This is a genomic window from Paenarthrobacter sp. NPDC089714 (assembly GCF_044748905.1).
GTDB lineage: Bacteria > Actinomycetota > Actinomycetes > Actinomycetales > Micrococcaceae > Arthrobacter.
Window position 1 is genome coordinate 821,633 of the sequence record NZ_JBIVGX010000001.1, and the last position, 23,733, is coordinate 845,365.

21 protein-coding genes and 3 tRNA genes are annotated in these 23,733 nt (G+C 64.8%); 10 read left to right on the plus strand and 14 right to left on the minus strand.

All coding sequences use genetic code 11. From position 1 onward, the window contains the following. Nucleotides 1–51 precede the first annotated feature (51 nt). The 5 genes from ACIPY3_RS03995 to ACIPY3_RS04015 all read left to right on the plus strand — a co-directional run bounded on the left by ACIPY3_RS03995 (nucleotide 52) and on the right by ACIPY3_RS04015 (nucleotide 6,020). Entirely contained in the window at nucleotides 52–762 is a 711-nt protein-coding gene (locus ACIPY3_RS03995; protein WP_400330330.1) for an NrtR DNA-binding winged helix domain-containing protein, read from the plus strand. After that, nucleotides 759–2,066: a quinolinate synthase NadA gene (gene nadA / locus ACIPY3_RS04000; RefSeq protein WP_400330332.1), complete on the plus strand. Its 1,308-nt coding sequence runs from the start codon at nucleotides 759–761 to the stop codon at nucleotides 2,064–2,066. The genes ACIPY3_RS03995 and nadA overlap by 4 nt, the downstream gene beginning before the upstream one ends. A 63-nt stretch (nucleotides 2,067–2,129) precedes the next feature. Then, complete coding sequence (gene nadB, locus ACIPY3_RS04005) at nucleotides 2,130–3,995, plus strand: L-aspartate oxidase (protein WP_400330335.1); 1,866 nt, start codon at nucleotides 2,130–2,132, stop codon at nucleotides 3,993–3,995. Further along, nucleotides 3,988–4,866 (plus strand): carboxylating nicotinate-nucleotide diphosphorylase, encoded by an 879-nt coding sequence (gene nadC, locus ACIPY3_RS04010; protein WP_400330338.1) that lies wholly within the window; start codon nucleotides 3,988–3,990, stop codon nucleotides 4,864–4,866. The genes nadB and nadC overlap by 8 nt, the downstream gene beginning before the upstream one ends. Further along, nucleotides 4,863–6,020: a cysteine desulfurase family protein gene (locus ACIPY3_RS04015; protein WP_400330340.1), complete on the plus strand. Its 1,158-nt coding sequence runs from the start codon at nucleotides 4,863–4,865 to the stop codon at nucleotides 6,018–6,020. The genes nadC and ACIPY3_RS04015 overlap by 4 nt, the downstream gene beginning before the upstream one ends. A gap of 21 nt (nucleotides 6,021–6,041) precedes the next feature. On the opposite strand, the gene ACIPY3_RS04020 is transcribed toward ACIPY3_RS04015, so the two are convergent. The 3 genes from ACIPY3_RS04020 to ACIPY3_RS04030 all read right to left on the minus strand — a co-directional run bounded on the left by ACIPY3_RS04020 (nucleotide 6,042) and on the right by ACIPY3_RS04030 (nucleotide 8,057). Continuing rightward, a complete protein-coding gene (locus ACIPY3_RS04020) occupies nucleotides 6,042–6,527 on the minus strand; it encodes a GtrA family protein (RefSeq protein WP_400330343.1) in 486 nt (161 codons plus the stop codon). Between the two features lie 17 nt (nucleotides 6,528–6,544). Then, nucleotides 6,545–7,393 (minus strand): fumarylacetoacetate hydrolase family protein, encoded by an 849-nt coding sequence (locus tag ACIPY3_RS04025; RefSeq protein ID WP_400330345.1) that lies wholly within the window; start codon nucleotides 7,391–7,393, stop codon nucleotides 6,545–6,547. A gap of 100 nt (nucleotides 7,394–7,493) precedes the next feature. Next, complete coding sequence (locus ACIPY3_RS04030; RefSeq protein ID WP_400330348.1) at nucleotides 7,494–8,057, minus strand: DM13 domain-containing protein; 564 nt, start codon at nucleotides 8,055–8,057, stop codon at nucleotides 7,494–7,496. 116 nt (nucleotides 8,058–8,173) lie between these two features. On the opposite strand from ACIPY3_RS04030, the gene ACIPY3_RS04035 reads away from it, so the two are divergent. Continuing rightward, nucleotides 8,174–9,388 carry an SLC13 family permease gene (locus ACIPY3_RS04035; protein WP_400330351.1) on the plus strand — a complete coding sequence of 405 codons (1,215 nt, stop codon included), beginning with the start codon at nucleotides 8,174–8,176 and terminating at the stop codon, nucleotides 9,386–9,388. A gap of 3 nt (nucleotides 9,389–9,391) precedes the next feature. Continuing rightward, complete coding sequence (locus ACIPY3_RS04040; RefSeq protein WP_400330353.1) at nucleotides 9,392–10,018, plus strand: PRC-barrel domain-containing protein; 627 nt, start codon at nucleotides 9,392–9,394, stop codon at nucleotides 10,016–10,018. On the opposite strand, the gene ACIPY3_RS04045 is transcribed toward ACIPY3_RS04040, so the two are convergent. After that, the gene (locus ACIPY3_RS04045) at nucleotides 10,015–10,695 is read right to left on the minus strand and encodes a DUF1684 domain-containing protein (protein ID WP_400330356.1); all 681 of its coding nucleotides are present in this window, start codon (nucleotides 10,693–10,695) and stop codon (nucleotides 10,015–10,017) included. The two genes, ACIPY3_RS04040 and ACIPY3_RS04045, sit on opposite strands and share 4 nt — an antisense overlap. Before the next feature lie 55 nt (nucleotides 10,696–10,750). Here ACIPY3_RS04045 and ACIPY3_RS04050 point away from each other — a divergent pair, with 55 nt between their 5' ends. Continuing rightward, complete coding sequence (locus ACIPY3_RS04050) at nucleotides 10,751–11,602, plus strand: hypothetical protein (RefSeq protein WP_400330359.1); 852 nt, start codon at nucleotides 10,751–10,753, stop codon at nucleotides 11,600–11,602. Nucleotides 11,603–11,667: 65 nt separating this feature from the next. Beyond that, nucleotides 11,668–12,474 (plus strand): transglutaminase family protein, encoded by an 807-nt coding sequence (locus tag ACIPY3_RS04055; RefSeq protein WP_400330360.1) that lies wholly within the window; start codon nucleotides 11,668–11,670, stop codon nucleotides 12,472–12,474. Here ACIPY3_RS04055 and ACIPY3_RS04060 read toward each other — a convergent pair whose 3' ends face one another. The 7 genes from ACIPY3_RS04060 to bcp all read right to left on the minus strand — a co-directional run bounded on the left by ACIPY3_RS04060 (nucleotide 12,475) and on the right by bcp (nucleotide 21,505). Then, a complete protein-coding gene (locus ACIPY3_RS04060; protein ID WP_400330363.1) occupies nucleotides 12,475–12,960 on the minus strand; it encodes a MarR family winged helix-turn-helix transcriptional regulator in 486 nt (161 codons plus the stop codon). It lies immediately after the preceding gene. Continuing rightward, the gene (locus ACIPY3_RS04065) at nucleotides 12,960–14,084 is read right to left on the minus strand and encodes an LLM class flavin-dependent oxidoreductase (protein ID WP_400330366.1); all 1,125 of its coding nucleotides are present in this window, start codon (nucleotides 14,082–14,084) and stop codon (nucleotides 12,960–12,962) included. Before ACIPY3_RS04065 ends, ACIPY3_RS04060 begins: the two co-directional genes overlap by 1 nt. 149 nt (nucleotides 14,085–14,233) lie before the next feature. Continuing rightward, nucleotides 14,234–17,440 (minus strand): efflux RND transporter permease subunit, encoded by a 3,207-nt coding sequence (locus ACIPY3_RS04070; protein ID WP_400330368.1) that lies wholly within the window; start codon nucleotides 17,438–17,440, stop codon nucleotides 14,234–14,236. 64 nt (nucleotides 17,441–17,504) lie between these two features. Beyond that, nucleotides 17,505–19,010, minus strand: a complete 1,506-nt coding sequence (locus ACIPY3_RS04075; protein ID WP_400330370.1) for a malate:quinone oxidoreductase — start codon at nucleotides 19,008–19,010, stop codon at nucleotides 17,505–17,507. Nucleotides 19,011–19,089: 79 nt separating this feature from the next. Next, entirely contained in the window at nucleotides 19,090–20,757 is a 1,668-nt protein-coding gene (locus ACIPY3_RS04080) for an ABC transporter substrate-binding protein (protein WP_400330373.1), read from the minus strand. A gap of 132 nt (nucleotides 20,758–20,889) precedes the next feature. Then, a tRNA-Leu gene (locus ACIPY3_RS04085) sits at nucleotides 20,890–20,971 on the minus strand. Nucleotides 20,972–21,031: 60 nt separating this feature from the next. Beyond that, nucleotides 21,032–21,505: a thioredoxin-dependent thiol peroxidase gene (bcp, locus tag ACIPY3_RS04090; RefSeq protein WP_400330376.1), complete on the minus strand. Its 474-nt coding sequence runs from the start codon at nucleotides 21,503–21,505 to the stop codon at nucleotides 21,032–21,034. An 85-nt stretch (nucleotides 21,506–21,590) separates the two neighbouring features. Between bcp and ACIPY3_RS04095 the strand changes: the two genes are divergently transcribed. Beyond that, nucleotides 21,591–22,043, plus strand: a complete 453-nt coding sequence (locus tag ACIPY3_RS04095) for a MarR family winged helix-turn-helix transcriptional regulator (protein ID WP_400330379.1) — start codon at nucleotides 21,591–21,593, stop codon at nucleotides 22,041–22,043. A gap of 82 nt (nucleotides 22,044–22,125) precedes the next feature. Here the strand turns inward: ACIPY3_RS04095 and ACIPY3_RS04100 are convergent. The 3 genes from ACIPY3_RS04100 to ACIPY3_RS04110 all read right to left on the minus strand — a co-directional run bounded on the left by ACIPY3_RS04100 (nucleotide 22,126) and on the right by ACIPY3_RS04110 (nucleotide 23,730). Beyond that, a tRNA-Lys gene (locus tag ACIPY3_RS04100) sits at nucleotides 22,126–22,201 on the minus strand. 193 nt (nucleotides 22,202–22,394) lie between these two features. Further along, nucleotides 22,395–22,470, minus strand: a tRNA-Lys gene (locus ACIPY3_RS04105). A 117-nt stretch (nucleotides 22,471–22,587) separates the two neighbouring features. Continuing rightward, entirely contained in the window at nucleotides 22,588–23,730 is a 1,143-nt protein-coding gene (locus ACIPY3_RS04110) for a PQQ-dependent sugar dehydrogenase (RefSeq protein ID WP_400330381.1), read from the minus strand. Between the last annotated feature and the right edge of the window lie 3 nt (nucleotides 23,731–23,733).

A 23,733-nucleotide genomic window follows, 5' to 3' on the forward strand; every position in this document is an offset into this window, starting at 1 on the left:
TTAACTAATCCGGAACGGAAGGTTCCAGCGGCGACGAAGCGAGGTGAAGCCGTGAACGTCAACTCAGCCAACGTCGCCGAGCGGCGGCTCGCACCGCCGTCGTTGGCCATATCCACGGTGATCTTCGCCCTGAGGCCCAGCGAAAAGACAGGCCGCCCGACGCTGTGGCTGCCGTTGGTGCGGCGGATCCGCGAGCCGTACAAGGACCAGTGGGCCCTGCCCGGCGGACCGTTGGCCCATGACGAATCCCTCCAGGATGCCGCGTCCCGCAACCTCCGCGACACCACTGGCCTGGTGCCCGAATACCTTGAGCAGCTGTACGCCTTTGGGGGCTTGCACCGCTCGCCCAGCCAGCGCGTGGTCTCGATCGTTTACTGGGCCCTGGTGCAGCCCACCCAGGCCGCGCTCGCCGACGAATCGGAGAACGTGAAATGGTTCCGGGCGGACCGATTGGGGGAACTCGCCTTCGACCACAACGCGATTGTGGACTACGCCCTGTGGCGTCTCCGCAACAAAATGGCCTACGGTTCCATCGCCTACCACCTGCTGGGCGAATTCTTCACCCTGGCGCAGGTCCGCGAGGTCTACGAGGCCGTCCTGGACCGCCAGCTTGATCCGGCGAACTTCCGCCGGCAAATCAAAGCCACACCGGACATCGAAGAAACCGGTGAATACCTGCAAGGCGGAAAACACCGTCCGCCACGCCTCTACCGCTTCACCGGCACGCCCGGCCTCGGGCCAGATAACAGGAGTACACCATGAGCAGCGTCAACACTGCCGTCCAGCTGATCACGCGCGAAGAAGCCGAGAACGGTCTGTCCCGCGCGGGCGCAACCTGCAGCCCGGCCCTTGCCAAGGGCCCCTGGGAGTACGACCTCGCCGAGTCCCTCGCGGGCATGCCCGCCTACGGTCCGGGCGCCTCCAGCAGTGATGTCGCCCCCAAGACAACGCCGCGACAGGGGCAGCTTCCCGAGGAGTACAAGCGGGCCTCAGAGGCTGAACTCGACCAGCGAATCCGCGCGGCCAAGGAGGCCCTGGGGGAGCGCGCCGTGATCCTGGGACACTTCTACCAGCGCGACGAAGTGGTCCAGTACGCGGACTTCGTGGGCGACTCCTTCCAGCTCGCCAACGCCGCCCTCACCAAACCTGACGCCGAAGCCATCATCTTCTGCGGCGTGCACTTCATGGCAGAGACCGCGGACATCCTCTCCACGCCCGAACAGGCAGTCATCCTGCCCAACCTCGCAGCAGGTTGCTCCATGGCGGACATGGCCGACGAGGATTCCGTGGAGGAATGCTGGGAACAACTCGAGGAAATCTTCGGCACGGAAACCGATGCCGATGGACGCGTGCCGGTCATTCCCGTCACCTACATGAACTCCTCTGCCGCCCTCAAGGCATTTTGCGGACGCAACGGCGGGATCGTCTGCACGTCCTCGAACGCCAAGGTGGTGCTGGAATGGGCGTTCGAACGTGGCCAGCGCGTCCTGTTTTTCCCCGACCAGCACTTGGGCCGGAACACCGCGAAGGCCCTGGGCGTGCCGCTGGAGCAGATGCCCATGTGGAACCCCCGCAAGGAACTGGGCGGTAACGACGAACAGACCCTGCTGGATTCCCGCGTGATCCTCTGGCATGGATTCTGCTCCGTCCACAAGCGCTTCAACGTGGGCCAGATCGAGAAGGCGCGCCAGGATTACCCGGGCGTCAACGTGATCGTGCACCCCGAGTGCCCTATGGAAGTAGTGGACGCGGCAGACTCCGCAGGGTCCACCGACTTCATCAAGAAGGCCATCGCGGCCGCCACCGAACCCACCACGTTCGCCATCGGCACCGAGATCAACATGGTGAACCGGCTGGCAGCGGAAAACCCGCAGCACACCATCTTCTGCCTGGACCCCGTTATTTGCCCGTGCTCCACGATGTACCGCATCCACCCCGGCTACCTCGCCTGGGTGCTTGAGGAACTCGTGGCGGGACGCATCGTCAACCGCATCACCGTGGACGACACCGTGCAGGACAACGCCAAGGTTGCGCTGGAGCGCATGTTGGCCGCCAAGCCCGCCTAAACATGCTGCCTTCAGCAAGGCACAGGAACACCGGTTCACCGGACTAGCCGAATCGAGCCCCCCATGATCTCGACACCCCGAACGTCGAGCCTCTCCGGCCCCTCCGCTCCACGGCGACTGGTTGTCGTTGGCAGTGGTATTGCGGGACTGTACGCCGCGTTGCTCGCTGCCGAGGCGGGGACCGACGTCGTCCTGCTCACCAAAGGTGCCCTGGAGGACAGCAACACCTGGTTCGCCCAGGGCGGCATCTCCGCCGTCCTGGACGAACCCGCCCCGGGAGACACCGTGGCGGCCCACATCGCCGATACGCTCAAGGCCGGCGCGGGTCACTGTGACCCGGAAGCGGTCCGGGTGCTGTGCACCGAGGCGCGGCTGGATATGGCCGGCCTGGTGCGCTTCGGCGTGCGTTTCGACCTGGACGACGACGGCGACCCCGCCCTGGGGCTCGAAGCCGCCCATTCCGCACCGCGCATCCTGCACGCCGGCGGCGACGCCACCGGTGCCCGGGTAGCGGACGCACTCATCCGTGCCGTGCTTGCGTTCCAAGCCGAGGGCAGGCTGACGGTGATGGGCCACGCGCAGGTCACGGCGCTGCTCACCGATGAAGGTGCATCCGGGCGTGCGGTTACGGGCCTCAGTTACCTTCGCGACGGGCGGGAATCGAGGCTCATGGCCGACGCCGTGCTCCTTGCCACCGGGGGCGCAGGGCAACTCTTCTCCCAGACCACCAATCCCTCCGTAGCCACTGCCGACGGGTTGGCCTTGGCCTGGCGTGCGGGTGCTGCGGTGACCGACCTGGAATTTTTCCAGTTCCACCCCACCTGCATGGTTCCTCCTGCCGGAACCCGGGCAGGCGCCGATCCGCTGTTGATTTCCGAAGCAGTCCGCGGCGAAGGTGCCGTCCTGGTGGACGTCCACGGCCAGCGGTTCATGGGCGACTACCACCCCGATGCGGAGCTTGCTCCGCGGGACGTCGTGTCGCGCAGTATCGCCCTCCACCTGGCGGCCCTCGGAGATCCCAACGGACACGTCTTCCTCGATGCCACCGTGGTGGAGGAAGCGCGCGGCGCCGGCTTCCTGGAGAAGCGCTTCCCCACCATCAGCCAACGGACCCGCCAGGCCGGCATCGACTGGACCAAGGAGCGCGTTCCCGTGGCACCGGCGGCGCACTACTGGATGGGCGGGGTGGTGACGGACCTGTTCGGCCGCACTACTGTTCCGGGGTTGTACGCTGCGGGTGAGGTTGCTTGTACTGGCGTGCAGGGGGCTAATCGTTTGGCCAGCAACTCTCTGCTTGAGGGGCTGGTGTTTGCGCGGCGGGCTGTGAGTGCGTTCCTAGGGGCGGCTGGCGCGCGTGGCCGCGGCGCTGCAGGTCCCTCGGCGCCTGCGCTCGCGGCTCGGACCGGCGATCCCCTCGCAAGCTCGGCGGCCGGTCCGGCCGCTCACGCGACAACGGCGCTTTCGGGGCCTCCAGCACCGCTGGTTGGCGCCGGCGATCATGCGGTCCTGGACAACTCAAGTGAATCCCTGGCTGTGTCCGGCGCCTGGCAGTTCGAGTCGGTCCCCGGGCCTGGGCCGATTGAGGCTTCGTTTGCCGGCGAGCCGTTTTCGAGGGGTGCGTTGCGGCTGTTGATGACCGCGAAAGCCGGCGTGCTTCGCAGCGGCGCTTTGCTCCGGGAAGCCTCGGTGCAGCTTGCGGCCTGGGCTGAGGAGGTGCTGCCTTTGGGTGGGGCTGGGTCCTTGGTGGTGCGCGAGCACGAGGATGCCAACCTGCTGTTGGCGGCGCAATTGCTGGTGCATGCCGCGCGGGAGCGCCGGGGATCCCTTGGAGCGCACTACCGCAGCGACAGCGTGAGCGAACCTGCCGCCGTCGACGATTCTGACAAGCGTTACACCATGAGCCGGAAAGCGAGCCTCGTCCATGACTAACCTGACCCTCCCCGCCGCAGCCGTGCGGGACATCCTTGAGCGTGCCTTCGCCGAAGACGCGCCCAACGGGGACATCACCTCGCAAGTGCTGATCCCCGCAGATGCCCGTGCCACCGCAGTGCTCAATGCCCGTGTGGCCGGTGTGCTCAGCGGCGGCACGGTCTTCCACGATGCCATGAAGCTCATCGACCCTGATACCGATGTCCAGTTGCTGCTCGCCGACGGTGAAGCGTTCGACGCCGGTGCGCACCTCGCCCGGGTCAGCGGCAGTGCCCGTTCGGTCCTGTTGGCAGAACGCGTGGGGCTCAACCTGGTCCAGCGCATGAGCGCCATCGCCACCAAGACCGCAGAGTTCGTCCGGCTCGTTGAAGGCACCCGCGCAAGGATCACCGATACCCGCAAGACCACCCCCGGACTCCGCGTGCTGGAACGCTACGCCGTGCGATGCGGCGGGGGAGCGAACCACCGCTACAGCCTCTCCGACGCCGTCCTGGCCAAGGACAACCACCTGGCGGTCATGACCGGTGGAGACTCCACCAAGCTCACCGGGTTGCTGCTGGCGGCCAAGGAACAGCTGGGACACACCACCCACTTCGAAGTGGAAGTAGACAGGGCTGAGCAGATTGAGCCTGTCCTGGCGGCGGGAGTGGACACCATCATGCTGGACAACTTCACCACTGAGGAGCTTCGCGCCGGCGTGAAGCAGGTGGACGGGCGGGCGATCGTCGAGGCCAGCGGCAACGTCAACCTCGCCACCGTGGCCGAAATCGCAGCGACCGGAGTGGACGTCATCTCCGTGGGTGCCCTCACACACAGTGTCGCCGCCCTCGACCTCGGCCTTGACGTCGAACTCGAACTGAACCTTCCGTGATTTTCCTCGATGCCGCTGCCACCACCCCCGTCCGCCGCGAGGTTCTCGAAGCCATGTGGCCGTACCTCAGCGGCGACTTCGGCAACCCCTCAAGCCACCACAGCCTGGGCGAAGCAGCGGCGACGGCGCTCGCAGGCGCCCGTTCCGCCGTCGCCAAGGTCCTGAACTGCCGGGCCGGCGAGGTGACGTTCACCTCGGGCGGGACCGAAGCGGACAACCTGGCTGTCAAGGGCATCGCGTTGGCCCGGCAGGCTGCCGATCCGGCGGTGAACCGGGTGGCGATCAGCGGCGTCGAGCATCCGGCGGTCGAGGAATCGGCCCGCTACCTTGAACGCGTCCATGGGTTTGCCGTGGATGTCATTCCGGTGGACGGCGACGGGTTGGTTACTGTGGATGCCCTGAAGAGCGTGCTGCGCCCGGAGACGGCCTTGGTCAGCATCATGTACGCCAACAACGAGGTCGGCACGGTGCAACCCGTGGCCGAACTTGCGGCCGCGGCCCACGAACTCGGCGTCCCGTTCCACACCGATGCCGTCCAGGCGGCAGGATGGCTGCCCCTGGACGTGAAAGGGCTTGGCGTGGACGCGCTGAGTATGTCCGGGCACAAACTCGGTGCGCCCAAGGGCTCAGGAGTGCTCTTCACCAAGGGCAGACTGCGTCTTGAGCCGCTGGTCCATGGTGGCGGGCAGGAACGCGGGCGGCGCTCGGGAACCGAAAACGTGGCAGGGGCCGTTGCGCTGTCCACGGCGCTGACGTTGGCCAGTGCAGAACAAGACGATGCTGCCTTGCGGGTCTCCGGTTTGCGCGACAGGTTCATCGCGGCAGTCCTGGCCACCGTTCCGGATGCCGTCCTGACCGGGCACCCCAGCAAGCGACTGTCGTCCGTAGCGTCCTTCTGCTTCCCCGGTACCAGCGGCGAGTCGGTGCTTTTGGAACTCGAACGGCTTGGGGTGGTGTGCTCCAGCGGTTCAGCCTGTGCCGCCGGTTCGGATGCGCCTTCGCCTGTGTTGCTGGCCCTGGGACTCGACGCCGAGACAGCCCAGACAGCCGTCCGTTTCAGCGTCACGTCCGCCATTACCCCGGCCGAGCTGGAGCAGGCAGCGGAAGCCGTGGAAACCGCCGTCGGGCGTGTCCGGAAGCTCGCCCAAACCTGAGCCGCTGCTACCTGTCCGCTGCTACACGTGGCGGGCGCGGCGGAAGATCCAATGCCGCAGGAGCGTGAACCGCACTGCTGTGGCAACAAACCCTGACAGCGTGGTGGTCCAGAGTTCCTCGCTGACCGTGGCGTCAGGCCGGAACAGGTGCAGGACGCCCAAACTGCCACCGGTGATGAACAGCGCAATGACAATCACGATCACGCCGTTCAGGTGGTCCTGTGCACGCTTCTTGCCACCGGTGATCTTGAAGGTCAGCCGGCGGTTCAGCGCGGTGTTCATGAGCGAGGTCAGGATCAAGGCCACGGCGTTGGCGAGCTGGGGATCGATCCACGGACGGAGCAGGGCGTAGATGCCCAGTGAGCTCGCCGTGCACATGATTCCCACGCCCGTGAAGCGGATGAGCTGACGGACAACCGGGTACTTGAAGAGGCCGCGGTGGCGTTTGCGGGGCGGTTTGGCCGGGGGAGACGGGCGCAGTCCAGTGGCGTCCGCGGCTGTCTCCATGGCTTAAGCCTGACACATTAAGCCGGCTGGTTCTCCCACGTGGCCTCTATCACCGGGTTGCGCAGTTCTCCGATCCCCTCCACCCGGCACGACACGACGTCCCCGGGCTGGATCCGCGCGCACTCGGCGGGAAAGCCCGTGAGAACCAGGTCGCCGGGATACAGGGTCATGAAGGACGTCAGGTAGGCCAGGATCTCGTCCACCTTCCACCCAAGGTCCGCCGTGCTCGCGGCCTGGAGCTCCTTGCCGTTGTGGACGATCCGGATCGCGAGGTTTGAATCATCCAGATCGGTGACGATCCATGGTCCGGCCGGGGTGAAGGTGTCCTGGCTCTTGGCGCTGATCCAGAGTTCATCGGTTTTCTGGAGGTCGCGGGCGGAGACATCGTTACCAATGGTGAACCCCAGGACGGCCGACCTCGCCGTCTCGAGGGTCAGGCCCCGCGCTATCCGGCCGACAACGATGGTCAGCTCGGCCTCCGGGTCCACATAGCCCACGGTGGAACTGAGCTGGATGGCCTCATCCGGTCCGATCACGCTCGTGGCCGCCTTGTGGAAGGCCTGGGGTGGCAGGTCGCGTCCGGGCTGGCCCGTGTTGTGGGCCATGCCGAACACGTTGGCCGGAACCGAAGGAGCCAGGAAGGTGAAAAGGTCCTGGTGCACCACCGTGCCGGTTTCCCAGCCGGGCCGGGCCGGGCTGGCCGCGTTGGCGCGTGATCCGGGGAATGGAGTTTCGATGAGCGTCCACTGCTGTCCGGCGTCCGAATCGAAGTCCTTGTCATTGTTGGACGCGAAGAAGTGTTCATCCGGCGTCTGGGGTTCAAGGGGCCGGATGCGGGCGATGCGACGGGGAAGCGAGGTGGTCATGAAGACATCCTACGTCCTCCCATGCATTACCAGGGCCGTTTCACGCCCCAGGTCGCAGCCTGGGCACGCAGTGCGGGCCCCACAACGACTCGTGCGGGTCTCAGGCGAGCGGGGCCGATCCGAAAGCGACGCTGAATCGATCGCACCAAAGGACCACCGATGTCAGCCCGGCCACATCGGTTCCGGCAGGAATGTCGTAATTGTGGTTTCCGTGCGTGGCCTTGACCGGACCGAGGTCCACAGAGCGGCCTGAGCGGTACTTGAACCAATCGCCGCCCGCCTCCAGGCTGCTCAGCCACACCTTGACATCCGGCCCGTCGCTGCTGGCCAGATTTTCCAGGCGGAGCACGTGGCTGCCATCCGGGAGCTTCAGCAACCAGGCAGCGCCCGTGGTCTCGTGTTCCTGGGATTGGAACGCGCCCGAGCTGACGATCATCGGTCCGCTTGGCGTGGGCGTTCCCGTCGGGACAGCAGAAGCAGGCGTCACCGGCGATGAGCTCGCGGCCACCGGGGCGGCCGGGAGTGCTTCGTCCAGGCTGCTGCTGGTGAAGAGCCGCCACGGCTGGAACAGTGCTGCCCCCACCACTATGGCCACGGCCACGGCAGCTCCCGCCAGGGCAGTGGCTGTCTTGTGTGCCCGGACAAGACTCCGGAATCTGGTCATGGTTCAAGGCTAGGCTGCGGGCAACGGCCCTGGGGGCGCCATTGCTTACGGTAGTGTGACGCGGTTCCCGTGCGGCAGGCAGGTTGAGCACAGTACACGGGCTTAGAATCCGTTCCATGCGTCTGGCGATCATTGGTGCGGTCCTGCTGGTTGCCGGTGGCGTTGCCGCGGCAACGGGAATTCTGCCATGGGACCAAGTGGGCGTGCTCGTGGACCGGGTGGCTCCCATCATGGGGTTTGTTGCCGCGATGACCGTTGTCACGGAACTGGCCAGCGAGGCCGGTGTTTTCCAATGGATCGCAGGCAGGCTCCGGCACTGGGGCCGTGGTCGGAGCTACGCCTTATGGCTGCTCCTGGCCGTGCTCGCCATCCTGAGCACCATCTTCCTGTCCATCGACACCACGGCCGTGCTGCTGACACCGGTGGTCGTGACGGTCACCAGGCGGACCGGACTCCCGGTCCTGCCGTTTGCCTTGGCCACCGTGTGGCTGGCGAACACCGCGAGCCTGCTGTTGCCGGTGTCCAACCTGACAAACCTCCTTGCACAGCACAACCTGGGTGGCATCAGCCCTGCCGGCTTCGCCGCACTCATGTGGGCGCCTTCGCTGGCAGCCATCGTGGTGCCGCTGGCCTTCATCGCCATCGTGTTCCGGCGGGACCTGCGGCGCACCTATGCGCGGGTTCCCGTGAACAAGATCAAGCCCGACGCCGGGACCTCCGGGCAGCCGACGGACCGGGTGCTGCTGCTTGCGTCGGCCATCGTCCTGGCGCTGCTGCTTCCCGCCTTGGTTTCGGGACTTCCGCTCTGGCTCTCAGCGACAGCGGCCGCCGCTGTGCTGCTCGTGATGTTTGCCATCCGGCGTCGCCGGTCACTCACCATACAGCTGGTGCCGTGGTCCTTGCTCCTGTTTGCCGCGGGCCTGTTCCTGGTGGTGGAAGCCACTCGCTACCTTGGCTTGCCTGCGCTCATCGGACAGTTTTCCGGCCAGGGAGAAGGCTTCGTGGAACTGCTCAGGCTGGCCGCCACGGGAGCCCTGGGGTCCAACATCGTGAACAACCTCCCTGCCTACCTGCTGGCTGAGCCTCTGGCCGGGTCCCCGTTGCGGACGGGTGCACTGCTCATCGGCGTCAATGCCGGGCCCCTCATCACGCCGTGGGCTTCCCTGGCCACCTTGTTGTGGCACGACCGCCTCACCAAGATGAATGTCCTCATCAGCTGGCGTGGCTACGCGTTGTTCGGCTTGATCGTGGCGCCGTTGACGGTTGTGGCAGCTGTGGCACTCTTGGCGCTCGCCGTTGGTGCGGCACAGGTCTTCGGTGCGGCACAATGAACCATGCTCAGTCTTGAGGACCTGGACAACATTGTGGCCAACGGCGGGACAGTAGTGGACTCCGCCGGAGAGAAGATCGGTTCGGTGGAACAGATTTTCCTGAGTGGCGAGTCGGGCGACCCGGCCTTCGTCACGGTTCGGACGGGTTTCTTCGGCCTCTCAGAATCGTTCGCGCCGTTGGCCGGTGCCGAGGTTGAGGACTCCACCATCAAGCTGGCCGTGGTCAAGGACCAGGTGGAAAAGGGACCCAGGATCGACAACGACCGGGGAGTCATCACTGAGGGCCAGGAGAAGGAACTCTACGAGTACTTTGCCTTGATTGGATCGGGCCAGGATGCCACGGCGTCGACGTCCGGGACATCAGGCGCTGACGGCGGACCTGCAGCCGCGCCGGAGGTCGACAAGGACGGTTCGGAATCGGCCGATCGCCTGCCCGTACAGCCGCAAGGACACCCTGCGCCGCCACCCCTGCGCCACCCGTTTCCGCCGCCGCATCTGCGCAAGCACGTGCCGGGTGCTGTTCCACCACCCCCACCGGTGCCCGGCCCGCCGCGACCACCGCATGGCCATGGTGGACCTCCCGGTCCACCGCCGCCTCCGCCGGACCACGGACCGCTGCACGAGCACTAAGCGGGTACGTAAAGCTCCCCGACGGGGATCTCAGAGGCGAGCCGGTTGGCCGGGCCCGCGAGTGGACACGCCCACGCTTCGTTGTAGGCGCACGAGGGGTTGTAGGCGAAGTTGAAGTCCACAACGAACTCCTGTTCTTCGCCGCTGCGGCGGACTCCGTGGAAGGCTCCCTTGATGGTGTCCAGGAGGTACCGCCCCGCTCCGTAGCTCCCACCGTCCTTCCCTGCAGTGGCGTCCCGGAAAGGTACGAAGATTCCGCCGCCGTAACTGCGCAGGCGCCAAGCGGCCAGGGAACCGAGTCCCGGAAGCTCGAATGTGCCGATACGGACGAAGGGAACGACACCGTCCGTCCCCGTGGACACGTTCATTTCCTGTCCTTCGCCCTCCGGCGACAACGGAACGTACAAACGGAAGGCGGGATCGTAGTCGGCGGTCCGCAGCCCGGAGAAGGAGGCTTTGACGTCATCCGTCAGCGCCGAGGCCGGGTGGGTGGCGAACATGCGGTCCCGCTCCTGCCGCCAGTAGTTGTGGGCGTCGAAGGGATCGTGCGCCGCCAACTGCCGCACATGGTGGTACAGCGCGAAGGTCCGCAGGCGCCAGTCGGCGACGTCCACTGCGGACAGGGTGGGGATGTCGTCGTCGAACTCGGAAAATTCGTCGGTACTTTCGGGAGCCATGTCCACAGCCTAGTCCTGTGCGTGTCGCGGGACCTGCGCCGGATAGGCTTTCCCCATGGAGGGGATGACAAAACCCATCACCGTCGCCGGCCGGATCGCCGCCCTGGCTGCCGCCGTCGTGGTCCTCGTGGCCGGGACGACAGCCTGCACGGCCCAGAACAAGGGTCCCCAGGTTTCGGACACCGCCACGGCGCGGCCCAACAGCTCGGAGTCCAGTACCGTGCCCGCGTCGCCGTCGGGCGAAAGCACGACGCCGGCACCTCCTTCCGGAGGGAGCCTGCCTTCCGCTGCTCCCGGGGGTTCCGCGTCGCCGGAGGCCGTACCCACAGCACTGTCCTGGAAGACCTACACCGATCCGGCGAAAAGCGTCAGCTTCGAGGTACCCCAAGAGTGGATCGTCCAATCAGTGGCTCCGGATGCAGGTTCCCTTCCCGGTGCTTTGAAAGTAGAGGTGAAGGATGCCGCCGGAAAGTACGTGGCAACCCTGCAAACAGGTCTGCCCGCCGCTGCTCCCGCGGATTGCCCCGTGGGGCAGGCCAAACCCTATGTGGTGATCAGCAGCGTTCCCCTCGATGTGCCGCACTCCGGGGGTTCCGGCACGATCGAACCCCGCGTGGTGTTCAGGGTCCTCCAGGGGTACAAGTTCTTCGGCTCGTTCGGCATCACCAATGTGGTGGCCGGCGCGGATGGTCAGTCCTGCGAGCTTCGTAACCGCGTGCAGGGTCCTGCCGGCAAGGGGGATATTGCTTTTGGGGACGTCACCGCGCTGCACGCGTTCGCCGTGGATGAGAAGGTGGCGCCCGCCAAGTCCTTCGACACCTTGGACCTGGCCGCAAAGTACGTGGCGCATGGTGCCGAATTCGCAAACGTCCAGCGGATGCTACTGTCTCTGAAGGTCAATCTGTAGTCCTGCTGTTGGCCGATACACGCATGGCGGCATGGGGTGTCCCGCCGCAACCATCCCGGAGATCAATGGAACGCAACGTAGCTGCCAAGCTCGTTTTCAAGACCGTCGCGAACACCAAGGTTGCCATGGCCATTGCCGTGGCCCGCAACCCCGGCTACGAATCCCTGAGCGAAACGCTCTCCATCACCAGCGACGGCAATGATGTCCCGTTCGCCGAGCTTGCGGACCATCACGGCGGACGCTTCCACTACATGGAGTTCGCGGAGCCGAGCGAAGTTACTGTGGACTACCAAGCCACCGTGGTGGGCAGGGGGGAACCCGATGCCTCCGGGCCGATGGAACTGATCCGCTATGTCCGCCCGAGCCGGTACGCGGAGTCGGACAGGCTGCTTCCTACCTCCTATGCCGAGTTTGGCGGCCTGCACGGGACGGAACTCCTCTCAGCCGTGCGCAACTGGGTCCACGGGGAGCTGCGCTACGTCAGCGGCTCGTCGCGTGGCACGGACGGTGCGGTGGAGACGCTCCTGCACCGCCGCGGCGTGTGCCGCGACTTCGCGCACCTGGCCATCGCCCTCCTGCGGTCCAAGGACGTGCCCGCGCGTCTGGCGGCCGTGTACGCCCCGGGCCTGAGTCCCATGGATTTCCACGCCGTTGCCGAGGCCTACATCGATGGTGGCTGGCAGGTCATCGATCCCACAGGGCTGGCGCCGCGCGAAGCCATGGTGCGGATTACGGCCGGAAGGGACTCCTCGGACACGGCGTTCCTGTCCACGGTAGGGGGCAGCCTCTCCCTCAAGACGCTGAAGGTCAGTGCAGAGGTTAACGGCGAACTGCCCGGGGAAGACCCCGGGCAGCACGTCACCTTGGGCTGACTACTTCCCGCCTGCCACAGGATGGCCGGCCACGGACGCCCGCAGCTTCTCCGTCAGTCGGAGCAGCTCCCGCTGTTCCTCGGCAGTCAAGGCAGGGGCCACCAGGTGGGCAATGTCCCGCACGTGCTCGCGGCCGATGCTTTTTTGCAACTCCCTGCCCGCTTCGGTGAGGGAGAGCAGGACTCCCCGGCCGTCGTCGGGCGCTGCTGTCCGCTCCACCAGGCCGCGCTTCTCCAGCCGGTCGATCAGCCGGCTGAGGCTGGATTGGCTCAAGAGGACCTTGTCGTTGATCTCGTTCTGGCGCAGCTGGCCCGAAGGGCAGCGCGAGAGGGTGAACAGGACGTCGTACTCCTTGACGGGCAGCGCCTTGAAGGCAGGCCCCGATTGCAGCTTGCGCATCACCGCCACCTGGGAGCGGAACAAGGACTCCCAGGTTTCGGCGGCGAGGCGGACGGCCGAAGAAGCAGTGGCTGTTGGGCCGGACATCAGGATTCCCGTCCCGCGGTTCCGGCCTGGGCGGATTCGCTGACGCTGGCCTCCAAGGCGGCGGCCACTCGCGAGGCGTGGGTTGGAGCGTCGGGCACATGTGCCGGCTTCGAGTCAGCGTACTCCTTGCGCAGCACCGGAAGGACTTCCTCGCCAAAGAGGTCCAGTTGCTCCAGGACCGTCTTCAGCGGGAGACCGGCGTGGTCGATCAGGAACAGCTGCCGCTGGTAGTCGCCGAAGAATTCCCGGAACGTGAGGGTCTTCTCGATCACTTCCTGCGGGCTGCCCACGGTCAGGGGCGTCTGCGAGGTGAAGTCCTCCAGTGACGGACCGTGGCCGTAGACCGGTGCGTTGTCGAAGTACGGGCGGAATTCCTTCACGGCGTCCTGCGAGTTCTTCCTCATGAAGAACTGGCCACCCAACCCGACAATCGCCTGGTCTGCCTTGCCGTGGCCGTAGTGTTCGTAGCGCTCACGGTAGAGGCCAATCAGCTGCTGGTAGTGCTCCTTGGGCCAGAAGATGTTGTTGGCGAAGAAACCGTCACCGTAGTAGGCGGCCACTTCGGCGATCTGCGGCGTGCGGATGGAACCGTGCCACACGAAGGGGGCCACGCCGTCGAGCGGACGCGGGGTGGACGTGAAGTTCTGCAGCGGCGTGCGGAACTTGCCGGACCAGTTGACCGTGTCCTCGTCCCACAGCTTGCGGAGCAGGCTGTAGTTCTCGATCGCAAGCTCGATCCCGTCCTGGATGTTCTTGCCGAACCAAGGGTAGACCGGGGCGGTGTTGCCGCGGCCAAGGACCAGGTCCACCCTGCCATCGGACAGGTGCTGCAGCATGGCGAAGTCCTCGGCGATCTTCACGGGATCATTGGTGGTGATCAGCGTGGTTGCCGTGGAGAGCGTAATCCGCTCGGTCTGTGCTGCGATGTAGGCCAGCGTGGTGGTGGGGGAGGAGGAGAAGAACGGCCGGTTGTGGTGCTCGCCGATGGCGTAGACATCCATGCCGATTTCTTCGACCTTCTTGGCGATGGCCACGGAGGCCTTGATGCGCTCGTTCTCCGTGGGCGTGCGGCCCGTGGTGGGGTCGGTGGTGATGTCGCTGACGCTGAAAACGCCGATCTGCATGATGTGCCTTTCTCCCTGCCCGAAGTCCCGGGCCCTGCTCAACAGTGTACCTGAAACTAGATGCATTTGCATCTATTACTGCCTGTAACAGGACAGGGCCGGGAAATGTTCCCGGCCCTGTCCTGTTGTTTCCTGCTTGGAGAATGCGGCTATTCCGCGGGGTTGTGGGCGGCCCGCCTGCCGGTGACCCGCGGTACGGCACCCGTGGTCCAGTCGCCGAAGTCGCCGAAGTCGCCGTCTCCGCCGTTGCCCTTTGCCGGTTCAGGCTTCTGGTGGAGGGCTTTCTGGAGCTCCTTCTTCTCCCGTCGGCCTTCCACCAGTTTGTAGAGGACCGGCACCAGGACCAGCGTCAGCGCCGTGGACGAAACCAGGCCGCCGATCACCACAATGGCCAACGGCTGTGAAATGAACCCCCCGCCGCCCGTCAGGCCCAGGGCCATGGGAGTCAGGGCAAACACCGTGGCCAGGGCAGTCATGAGGATGGGACGCAGGCGCTGCCGGGCACCGTGGGTGATGGCGTCCGCGACGCTCATCCCCGGCCTTCCATCGTGCGGTTTCCGGTATTGGTTAATGAGGTCGATCAGCACGATGGCGTTTGTCACCACGATCCCCACCAGCATCAGCATGCCGATCAGCGAGGGGAGGCCCAGCGGAACGCCCGTCAACAGCAGGAGCCCCACGGCCCCTGTTGCGGCGAAGGGCACCGAGACCAGCAGGATCAGGGGCTGGATGAGCGACTTGAAGGCCGCCACCATAATGACGTAGACAATCGCGATTGCCGCCAGGAGGGCCATGCCCAGCTGTCTGAACGACTCGGCCTGCTGTGTCGTGGCCCCGCCGATGGCGGCCGTGACACCGGCCGGCAGCTGTACGGAGGCCAGCCGCTCCTGCACCGCGGCGCTGACGCTGCCCAGGTTGGAGCCCGACGGCGTCACGGTCACCTTCGCGGTGCGCTGGCCGTTGCTGCTGGTGATGGACACCGGAGTGTCCACCTGCTCGACGGCGGCAATGGAGTCGAGCGCCACCGGACCCCGCGCCGTGGGCAGCTGGACCGCCTTGACCGCGGCAATGCTCGTAAAGCGGGTGCCCTTGCCGATCTGGACCGGGAAATCGTTGGTGCTGATCCGGACCGTACCGGCCGGAAGGGGGCTGACCGTCGAGGCGAGGAAGGCTCCCACCTGTTCCTCGGTCAGTCCTGCGGCCACGGTTTTGGCCCGGTCCACCCGGACCTGGACCACGGGTTGGCTGGCTGCGAGGTTGGTGGAGACTTCCGTACTTCCCGGCACCCCGTCCATTGCTTTCACCATCGCGTCGCTGGCTGTTTGCAGATCGGCGGAATTGGCCGCCTTGATGGTGATGTCCACCGTGGAGGACGTGCCGAAGCCACCCTGCTGTGAGCCAACGGTGATCTTGCCCGCTGCATCGGCCAGCTTGGCCCGGACGTCGTCCTGGAGCTTCTTCTGGTTGGCCTTCTCGTCGGTGACGATGGTGAAGGTCGAATTCGAAGCGCCGGTGGATGTCAGGGCCGCAAAGCCTGTTTGCGCGTTGCCGGAGGTCACCTGGACGTCCTTGATGCCCTCCGTGCCCCGCAGGATGTCCTCCACTTTGCCGGCTTCCTGGCTGGTCGCCTCAAGGCTGGTGCCGGCCGGGAGGACCTGGCGCACCGTCATGCTGTTCTCTCCGGACCGGCCCAGCAGGTCCGTGGCCAGCAGGGGAGACGCCGCCGCGGTGGCCACGAGGATCAGGACGGCGGCGGTAAGGGTGATGACCGGGTGCTTCTGCGTCTTGGCAAGTATGGGCAGGTACCCACGCTGGAGCCGGGTCCGCTGCTCGGCTTCCCTGGCCTGCTCGGCAGTGGTGGCGGTTGGCTCCGCGGCTTCCCGGGCCGGCGCAGCGAGGAACCAATAGGCGAGCACGGGAACGATCGTCAGCGAAACGAGCAGAGAGGACAGCAGGGCGATGGTGACCGTCAAGGCAAACGGCCGGAACAGTTCGCCGGCGAGATCGCCCACGAAGGCGATGGGCAGGAAGACCGCCACAGTGGTGAGGGTGGAGGCGGTAATTGCGCCGGCGACTTCCCGGATGGAGGTGACGATCGCCGTCAGCTTGGGCTCGCCGTAGCTCAAGTGTCGCTTGATGTTCTCAATGACCACGATCGAGTCGTCCACCACGCGGCCAATCGCAATGGTCAACGCACCCAGCGTCAGGATGTTCAACGAGTAGCCCGTGGCCGAGATCCCGATGAAGGTGATCAGGAGGGACAGCGGGATGGAAACGGCAGTGACCAAGGTGGACCGGACCGACATCAGGAACACCAGGATCACGGCCACGGCAAAGCCCAGGCCCAGGAGGCCCTCTGTGGTGAGGTCCTTGATGGACTTTTCGATGAACGGCGCTTGGTCGAAGACCGGGGTGAAGACCGCGTTGTTGCCGAGCTCGTCCTGCATCGGGCCGATGGCGTCGCGAACGGCATGCGAGATGGCGACAGTATCGCCTTCGGGTTTCTTGGTGACGGACAACGCAAGGGTCGGTTTGCCGTTGGTCCGCGTGATGGACGTGGCTGCGTCGTCCTCGATGCTGACATCGGCCACTGCCCCAATGGTTGCTGCGCCCTTGGCTCCTGTCAGCGGAAGGCCCTTGATGACGTCCAGCGAGTCGACAGGGCTGCCGAGCTGGAGGGAGAGCGTCTTGCCCTGGTCCTCGATGGTGCCCACCGGAACCAGTGCGCCGTTGTTCTTCAAAGCAGCGCTGATGGACTGGACGGAGGCCCCGGAGCTTGCCAGGTCCGCGGGCCGCGGTTGGACCAGGATGTGCTGCGTGGCGCCGCCCGTCACGTCGGCGCCACGGACGCCGTCGATCTTTTGGAGGCGCGGAACACTCAGGCGCTGGAGGTCGGCGTTCAGTTCGCTCAACGGCTTGTCCGAGGACACCGCCAGGAAAACGATCGGGAAATCGCTGATGTTCCCGGCAATGGACTGGGGTTCGACGTCGGCGGGCAGCACCCGCTTGGCGTTGGAGATGGCCCGGTCGATCTGGTTCCTGGCCCTGTCCAGGTTGGACCCATAGGTGAACACCATGGTGATCTGCGAAACGCCGTTGCGCGAGGTGGAAGTGGTGGACTCGAGCCCCTCCACGCTGTTCAGCGCCGTTTCGAGGGGCCGGCTGAGTTGCTTGTCCACCACTTCAGGGGACGCGCCCGGCATGGAGGTGACCACGGTGATCTGGGGGAACTCAATGGACGGGATGAGCTCCTGCTTGAGCGAACCCATGGTGATCACGCCGAACACCGCCGCAAAGACGGTGATCAGCGCGATCAGGGCCCGGTTTCCCAGGGACAGCGTGGCCAGGCGGAACATTGCATTGTCTCCTGAGGTCTACGGAAGTGTTCGGCTGACGGGAACCGGCCGCAGCCCCTGGATACTAGCTCTGGAGCGCGGGTGCGGTGTCCAATTGCAGGGAACGCGCAGTGCTGGCTTCGAGTTCCGCGGCAAGCTCCGGGTTCTCGTTGAGCTTGACGCCGTAGCCCGGCATCATGTCCTTGAGCTTGGACTGCCAGCCCTTGAAGTTCTTCGGGAAGGACTTCTGCAGCAGTTCGATCATGATCGGCACGGCAGTGGAGGCTCCCGGGGAAGCGCCAAGCAAGGCGCCGATCGAGCCATCGCGGGAAGCGATCACCTCGGTGCCGAACTGCAGGATGCCACCCTTTTGCGGGTGCTTCTTGATGATCTGTACGCGCTGTCCGGCGGTAATGAGTTCCCAGTCGCCACCGGTGGCCTCGGGGTAGTACTCGCGCAGGGATTCCACCTTGGCTTCGTGGCGCTTGGCCACTTCCTTGATGAGATAGGCCGTGAGGTCCATGTTGTCCTTGGCCACTGCCAGCATGGGAATGATGTTTCCAGGGCGGATGGACAAGGGAAGGTCCAGGTAGCTGGAGGTCTTCAGGAAGTTGGTGGAGAAACCTGCGTAGGGGCCGAAGAGGAGCGAACGCTTGCCGTCCACGAAGCGGGTATCCAGGTGGGGGACGGACATGGGCGGAGCCCCCACGGAAGCCTGGCCATAGACCTTGGCGCTGTGCTGGGACGTGATGGCCTCATCGGTGCAACGGAAGAACTGTCCGGAGACGGGGAAGCCGCCGTAGCCCTTGCTCTCCGGAATGCCGGAGGCCTGCAGCAAGTGGAGGGCGCCGCCGCCGGCCCCGACGAAGACGAACTTGGCGTGGATCCTGCCGTGCTCGCCGGACTTTGCGTGCTTGAGGGACAGGTCCCAGCCGCCGCCGGCGGCGCGGTTGATGTTGGTCACGTCATGGCCGTAGTTGACCTCTGCACCGCTGCTGCGCAGGTAGCTGGTCAGCTCGCGGGTCAGGGCGCCAAAATCGACGTCGGTGCCTTCAGCTGCGCGCGTTGCAGCGACCCGCTGCTTGCGGTCGCGGCCCTTGACGATCAACGGTGCCCACTTGGCGATCTGCGCCTGGTCCTCGGTGTATTCCATGCTCCGGAACAGGGTGTTGGGCTTGAGGGCCTCGTAGCGGGTCTTGAGGAAGTTCGCGTGGTCGTCGCCAATGACGAAGCTCATGTGCGGAACGGTGTTGATGAAGCCCTTGGGGGAGCCGATCACGTTGCTGTCCACCAGGTGGGACCAGAACTGGCGCGAAAGCTGGAACTGCTCATTGATGTGGATGGCCTTGGCGGGATCCACCGAGCCGTCCTTGGCCGCGGGGGAGTAGTTGAGCTCACACAGCGCGGCATGGCCGGTACCGGCGTTGTTCCAGGGGCCGGAGCTTTCCAGCCCGGCTTCGTCGAGGCGTTCGAACAGGGAGATGGTCCAGGTGGGTTCAAGCTGCTTGATGAACGCACCCAGGGTGGCACTCATGATTCCGCCGCCAATAAGGACGACGTCGGCATGTTGAGTCTTGGAAATGAAGGTCACAATCAATCTCCGATAGCGGCGGCACTGGCTGTCACAGAATATCCCCGTGCGCACCCAATACTGAAATTGCCGGGAATCGTCAAGGCTTTAAGCGGACGTTTGTGAAAACTTCGTTCAAGACCGGGGATGCAGGGTAGCTTTCCACCTTGTTGGAGAGCGCCAGGGCGGAGATCGGGAAGGCTATCGGCACGGCGGGTACGGACGCTGCGATCTCTGCGTTGATGGACTGGTACTCGGTGTTCCTGGCGTCACCGTTGGGAAGCGCGCGGGCACGTTCGATCTTGTGGAACACCTCCGCGTCCGAGTAGCCGAACTCGGGCCGCGCCTCGCCGAACAGTGGTCCCAGGAAGTTGTCGGCATCCGCATAGGAGCCGTTCCAGCCCAACAGGTGCAAAGCGTGGTCACCAGGGGACTGGACCTTTTGCAGGTAGCCGTCCTCCCAGTTGATGGGAACGGGCTTGACGTTGATCCCTACGGCGACCAGCTGACGGCTGATCTCCGCGTAGACCTTCTCCGGCGTCGGGAGGTAGGCCCGCGTGGCGTTGAGGGGGTAGTAGAACTTGAGTTCTTCGCCGTTATAGCCGGCCTTCTTCAGGAGTTCCTTGGCCTTGTCCGGGTTGTAGCCCAGCGACGGAGCGTTGTTATTGAAGCCACTGAGCTTCGGGGGTACGAACTGGGAGGCTTGGGCCGTGTTGTCGATGAAGAAGCGGCGGATCAGCGTTTCCTTGTCGATGGACATCTCAATGGCCTGCCGCACCTCAAGCTTGTCCAGCGGGGCCACGGCCTGGTTGATGCCCAGGTACATCACGGAAAAGGGATCACGCTGGATGATCTGGACGCCCTTCTTAACCAGTTGGTCGAAGGTGCCGGACGTCACGAGGTCGTAGGCATCGATCTTGCCGTCGAGCAAGGCCTGCTGCCTCGTTTCGGCGCGGTCATAAGGAATGAAGTTGATCGTGGCGATCTGGCCCCTGTTGCCCCAATAGGACTCATTGCTGGTCAAGGTGACCTTCTGCTCGTCCCATGCACTGAACGTGTACGGGCCGGTGCCAACCGGGTGGGTCGCGTAGGCGGAGATCGCCTGGCCGTTCCTTGTCGTGTCCAGGACGTTGGCCTTCTGGGCTTCCAGCGCCTTGGGGGAGGAGATCGCGAAGGCGGGAAGTGTCAAAGCCTGCAGGAAACCCGTGAAAGGACGTGTCAGGTTGATCTGCACCTTGGTGGGCGCAACAACTTTGCAGTCCTTGAAGATTGAGAACACCGGCTCATCCGAGTAGGCCTTGAAGACGCCCTGGAAGGAGATTCCCGGTGCTTGCTTGCGGAGGTCCGCGGAGAAGGTGAACCAACGGTTGAAATTGGCGCAAACGGCCGTCGCGTCGAAGGGCGTGCCGTCGTGGAACGCGACCTTTTCGCGAAGCGTGAAGTCATAGCTCAGCCCGTTGTTGCTGTCCTTCCATTCCGTGGCAAGCAGCGGAGTGGTCTGCCCGGTGGAGCCGTCCACGCCGACGAGGCCTTCGAGGACCTGCCGGGTCACCCTGTAGGCCTCGGAATCGGACGTCATGGCGGGATCCAGTCCCAGCGGCATGGAAGCCGTGCCAAAGTTGAAGGTAGCGGTGGGGGCTGCCGGGGCTGAACTTCCCGTGGAAGAAGACGGCGGGGGCCCGGGCGTTCCCGTGCAGGCGGCCAATCCAAGGGCCAGGATGACGGCACCGCACTGCTTGCCCAGTCGCCGTATCTTGCTGCTTGCCACTCTTGTCCCCTCAAGCCGGTTGGAAGTGGTCCTGACCGGCTTCGGCCAGACCGCATTCCAGTGTAATTGAACGTCCTGTGAGCCACCGGTCCACGAAGAAGGCACCCCCGGCAAGTGCCGGGGGTGCCACTGTGCGCAAGGGGGGACTTGAACCCCCACGCCCGAAGGCACAGGAACCTAAATCCTGCGTGTCTGCCAATTTCACCACTCGCGCTGGGTGGCCATGACCAACCCGGGGAAGGCCATGGCGGTGTATCGGGCTACAGTCTACCCGCTACTTATCGAGCTTGAGGTCCCGGCGCAGCTTGGCAACGTGGCCGGTTGCCCGGACGTTGTACTGGGCCAGTTCCACTTTCCCCTGGGGATCGATCACCACGGTGGACCGGATGAGGCCCATGTAGGTCTTGCCGTAGTTCTTCTTCTCTCCCCAGGCTGCGTACGCGTCGGCGACAGCGTGGTCCTCGTCGGAGAGCAGTGGAAAGGTCAGGTGTTCTTCCGTGGCGAACTTGGCCAGGGCTGCGGAGGAGTCGGGCGAGATTCCGAGGACCTCGTAGCCTGCACCCTTGAGCGATGCCAGCGAGTCCCGGAAGTCGCACGCCTGTTTGGTACATCCGGGTGTGGAGGCCGCCGGATAGAAGTAGACGATTGTTTTCTTGCCTCGAAAGTCCGAGAGGCTGATCCTGCTGCCGTCTTTGTCAGTCAGTGTGAAGTCCGGGGCTGGGTCCCCGGGAATGAGTCGTTCCGCCACAATTTGCTCCTAGATAACGTTCGCGATTCCCCAGTTTAGTGTGCGGAAGCCACGGCACCGGGTGCCCGCCGCATATACTGGCGGCATGCCTGATATGGAGAGATGGCCCACGACGCGACTGCTTTCGACCGCTGCGCGGCTCGTGGAAATCTCGTGGAACGAAAAATTAAAAGCTATTGGACTGACCCATGCAGGCGTTATTGCCATGCAGGTACTCGCGGTCAAAGGCCCTATCACCCAGGCCGCCCTGGCCGAAGTAGCGCGCGTGAAGGCCCAGACCATGGGCACCACCCTGGCGCGGCTCGAACTCCACGGGCATGTGACCCGGCACCGTAGCGACTCGGACCGCCGCAGCCATGTGGTCACTTTGACCGAGGCCGGAAGGGAAGCCCTCTCGGAAGCCGTGAAGCTCGAGCAGGACGTGCTGGCCCCGGTGGCCGTGGATACTGCCAGGCTCCGTGACGAACTGCGGATCGTTGTGCGCGGACTCATTGGAGCCCCCATCAAAGAAGAACCTACTGACGACATCAACCTCTAGGCGGTTCCTGGCTTCGGCCAGGAGCGCTTTGGGCATAAAGAAAAGGCTTCGACCGTCTGTGACGGTCGAAGCCTTTTCTTTTTGGTGCACCCCCCGGGACTCGAACCCGGAACCCATTGATTAAGAGTCAATTGCTCTGCCAGTTGAGCTAGAGGTGCAGCTGTTGTTTCGGTTTCTTCGAGGAATTGTTTTCCTCGTTGACCGCCGCAACGACAGACAACTCTACACTACTTTTTCGGCGGTGATGACCACTTTGTACAAACAGTGACGGACCGCACAGTCTTCCATTCCCAGGATCCAAAGTGGACAGCAAAAAGCCCCGAAGTGAAATTCACTTCGGGGCTTTTTCTTTGGTGCACCCCCCGGGACTCGAACCCGGAACCCATTGATTAAGAGTCAATTGCTCTGCCAGTTGAGCTAGAGGTGCAACTGTTGATTTCGATCGGCCTTGGGGCTTTTAGTTCCTTGGCGATCTCCGCAACGACAAGTAACTCTACACGACTTCCCCGGAACTGTGAAATCGTCCGTGGGATGGCATGGCTGGTCAGGGCTGAGGCTCCAAAACCAGCACGAAGTCAGGGTTTCTGTTGTTGCTCAGCACCCAAAGGGAGCCGTCAGGGGCCTTCGCCACATCCCTGAGCCGTCCATATTCCGCTGTGAAGAAAGCCACAGGAGTGCCTGCGGTTTCACCGTTGAGCGGGACCGCCCATAAGCGCTGTCCCCGAAGGGCGCCGGTATAGGCGACGCCTTCGACGATTTCCAGTCCGCTGGGCGAGGCGTCCGCCGTCGACGGCCACACCACCTTGGCATCCAGGAGACCGCTTCGGCCCGGTGCTCCCGTGACGGTGGGCCAGCCGTAGTCGCCGCCCGGGGTGATCAGGTTCAACTCGTCGTCCACGTCAGGGCCGAACTCGCTGGCCCAGAGCCGTCCGTCAGCGTCCCAGGCGAGTCCTTGGACGTTCCGGTGCCCGTAGCTGTACACGGGGTTGTCGCCGAACGGGTTGCCCGGGGCCGGGTTGCCATCGGGGGTCAGCCGCAGGATCTTTCCGCCCAGGGCCTTGATGTCCTGCGGTTGGTCCCGGCGCTGCGAGTCTCCCGTGCCAACGTAGAGGAATCCGTCGGGGCCGAACCGGATCCGGCCCCCGTTGTGCGTGGAGGCCTTGGGAATTCCGGAGAAGACAACGTCGGCTTCGCCCAGCGACAGTCGGCCAGCGGCGTCCCGGGTCAGCTTCATCCGGGCGATGCGATTGTCTGCCTCTGAGGTGAAGTAGGCGTACAGCCACCGGTCGGAGGCGAAGTCCGGCGACACGGCAAGTCCCAGCAAACCGCCTTCTCCACCGGGTTCGACGCCGGGGACCTCGCCGATGGTTGTGGCGCGGCCGTCGCGGATTTCCTTGAGGAGGGCCGAATCGCGTTCGGATATGACGGCTGCGCCGTCCGGCAGGAACACCACCGACCACGGAAGCCGCAGCCCGACGTCGAGCTTGTCCCTGAGCTGCGGGCTGGCCGGCGTAGCCGTCGACGCCGTACCGCCTTGTTGCTGCGTACCACCGGGTGTCGCGGCAGTTCCGGGAGACGATGGGCTGCCCGTGCAGGCGGCCAGGGCCGGCATCAGGGAGCAAGCCAAAGCCAGCGCACGCACCCTCAGGGAAAGGCGTTGCGCAGGCGATGGCTTGGACCCGTTCATCTC

Bases quoted from the DNA above. Each gene is read 5' to 3' on its own strand.
- nadA (WP_400330332.1), top strand. From the start codon at position 759: ATGAGCAGCGTCAACACTGCCGTCCAGCTGATCACGCGCGAAGAAGCC.
- nadB (WP_400330335.1), top strand. From the start codon at position 2,130: ATGATCTCGACACCCCGAACGTCGAGCCTCTCCGGCCCCTCCGCTCCA.
- nadC (WP_400330338.1), top strand. From the start codon at position 3,988: ATGACTAACCTGACCCTCCCCGCCGCAGCCGTGCGGGACATCCTTGAG.
- ACIPY3_RS04020 (WP_400330343.1), bottom strand. From the start codon at position 6,527: ATGGAGACAGCCGCGGACGCCACTGGACTGCGCCCGTCTCCCCCGGCC.
- ACIPY3_RS04025 (WP_400330345.1), bottom strand. From the start codon at position 7,393: ATGACCACCTCGCTTCCCCGTCGCATCGCCCGCATCCGGCCCCTTGAA.
- ACIPY3_RS04030 (WP_400330348.1), bottom strand. From the start codon at position 8,057: ATGACCAGATTCCGGAGTCTTGTCCGGGCACACAAGACAGCCACTGCC.
- ACIPY3_RS04035 (WP_400330351.1), top strand. From the start codon at position 8,174: ATGCGTCTGGCGATCATTGGTGCGGTCCTGCTGGTTGCCGGTGGCGTT.
- ACIPY3_RS04040 (WP_400330353.1), top strand. From the start codon at position 9,392: ATGCTCAGTCTTGAGGACCTGGACAACATTGTGGCCAACGGCGGGACA.
- ACIPY3_RS04045 (WP_400330356.1), bottom strand. From the start codon at position 10,695: ATGGCTCCCGAAAGTACCGACGAATTTTCCGAGTTCGACGACGACATC.
- ACIPY3_RS04050 (WP_400330359.1), top strand. From the start codon at position 10,751: ATGGAGGGGATGACAAAACCCATCACCGTCGCCGGCCGGATCGCCGCC.
- ACIPY3_RS04055 (WP_400330360.1), top strand. From the start codon at position 11,668: ATGGAACGCAACGTAGCTGCCAAGCTCGTTTTCAAGACCGTCGCGAAC.
- ACIPY3_RS04060 (WP_400330363.1), bottom strand. From the start codon at position 12,960: ATGTCCGGCCCAACAGCCACTGCTTCTTCGGCCGTCCGCCTCGCCGCC.
- ACIPY3_RS04065 (WP_400330366.1), bottom strand. From the start codon at position 14,084: ATGCAGATCGGCGTTTTCAGCGTCAGCGACATCACCACCGACCCCACC.
- ACIPY3_RS04070 (WP_400330368.1), bottom strand. From the start codon at position 17,440: ATGTTCCGCCTGGCCACGCTGTCCCTGGGAAACCGGGCCCTGATCGCG.
- ACIPY3_RS04095 (WP_400330379.1), top strand. From the start codon at position 21,591: ATGCCTGATATGGAGAGATGGCCCACGACGCGACTGCTTTCGACCGCT.
- ACIPY3_RS04110 (WP_400330381.1), bottom strand. From the start codon at position 23,730: ATGAACGGGTCCAAGCCATCGCCTGCGCAACGCCTTTCCCTGAGGGTG.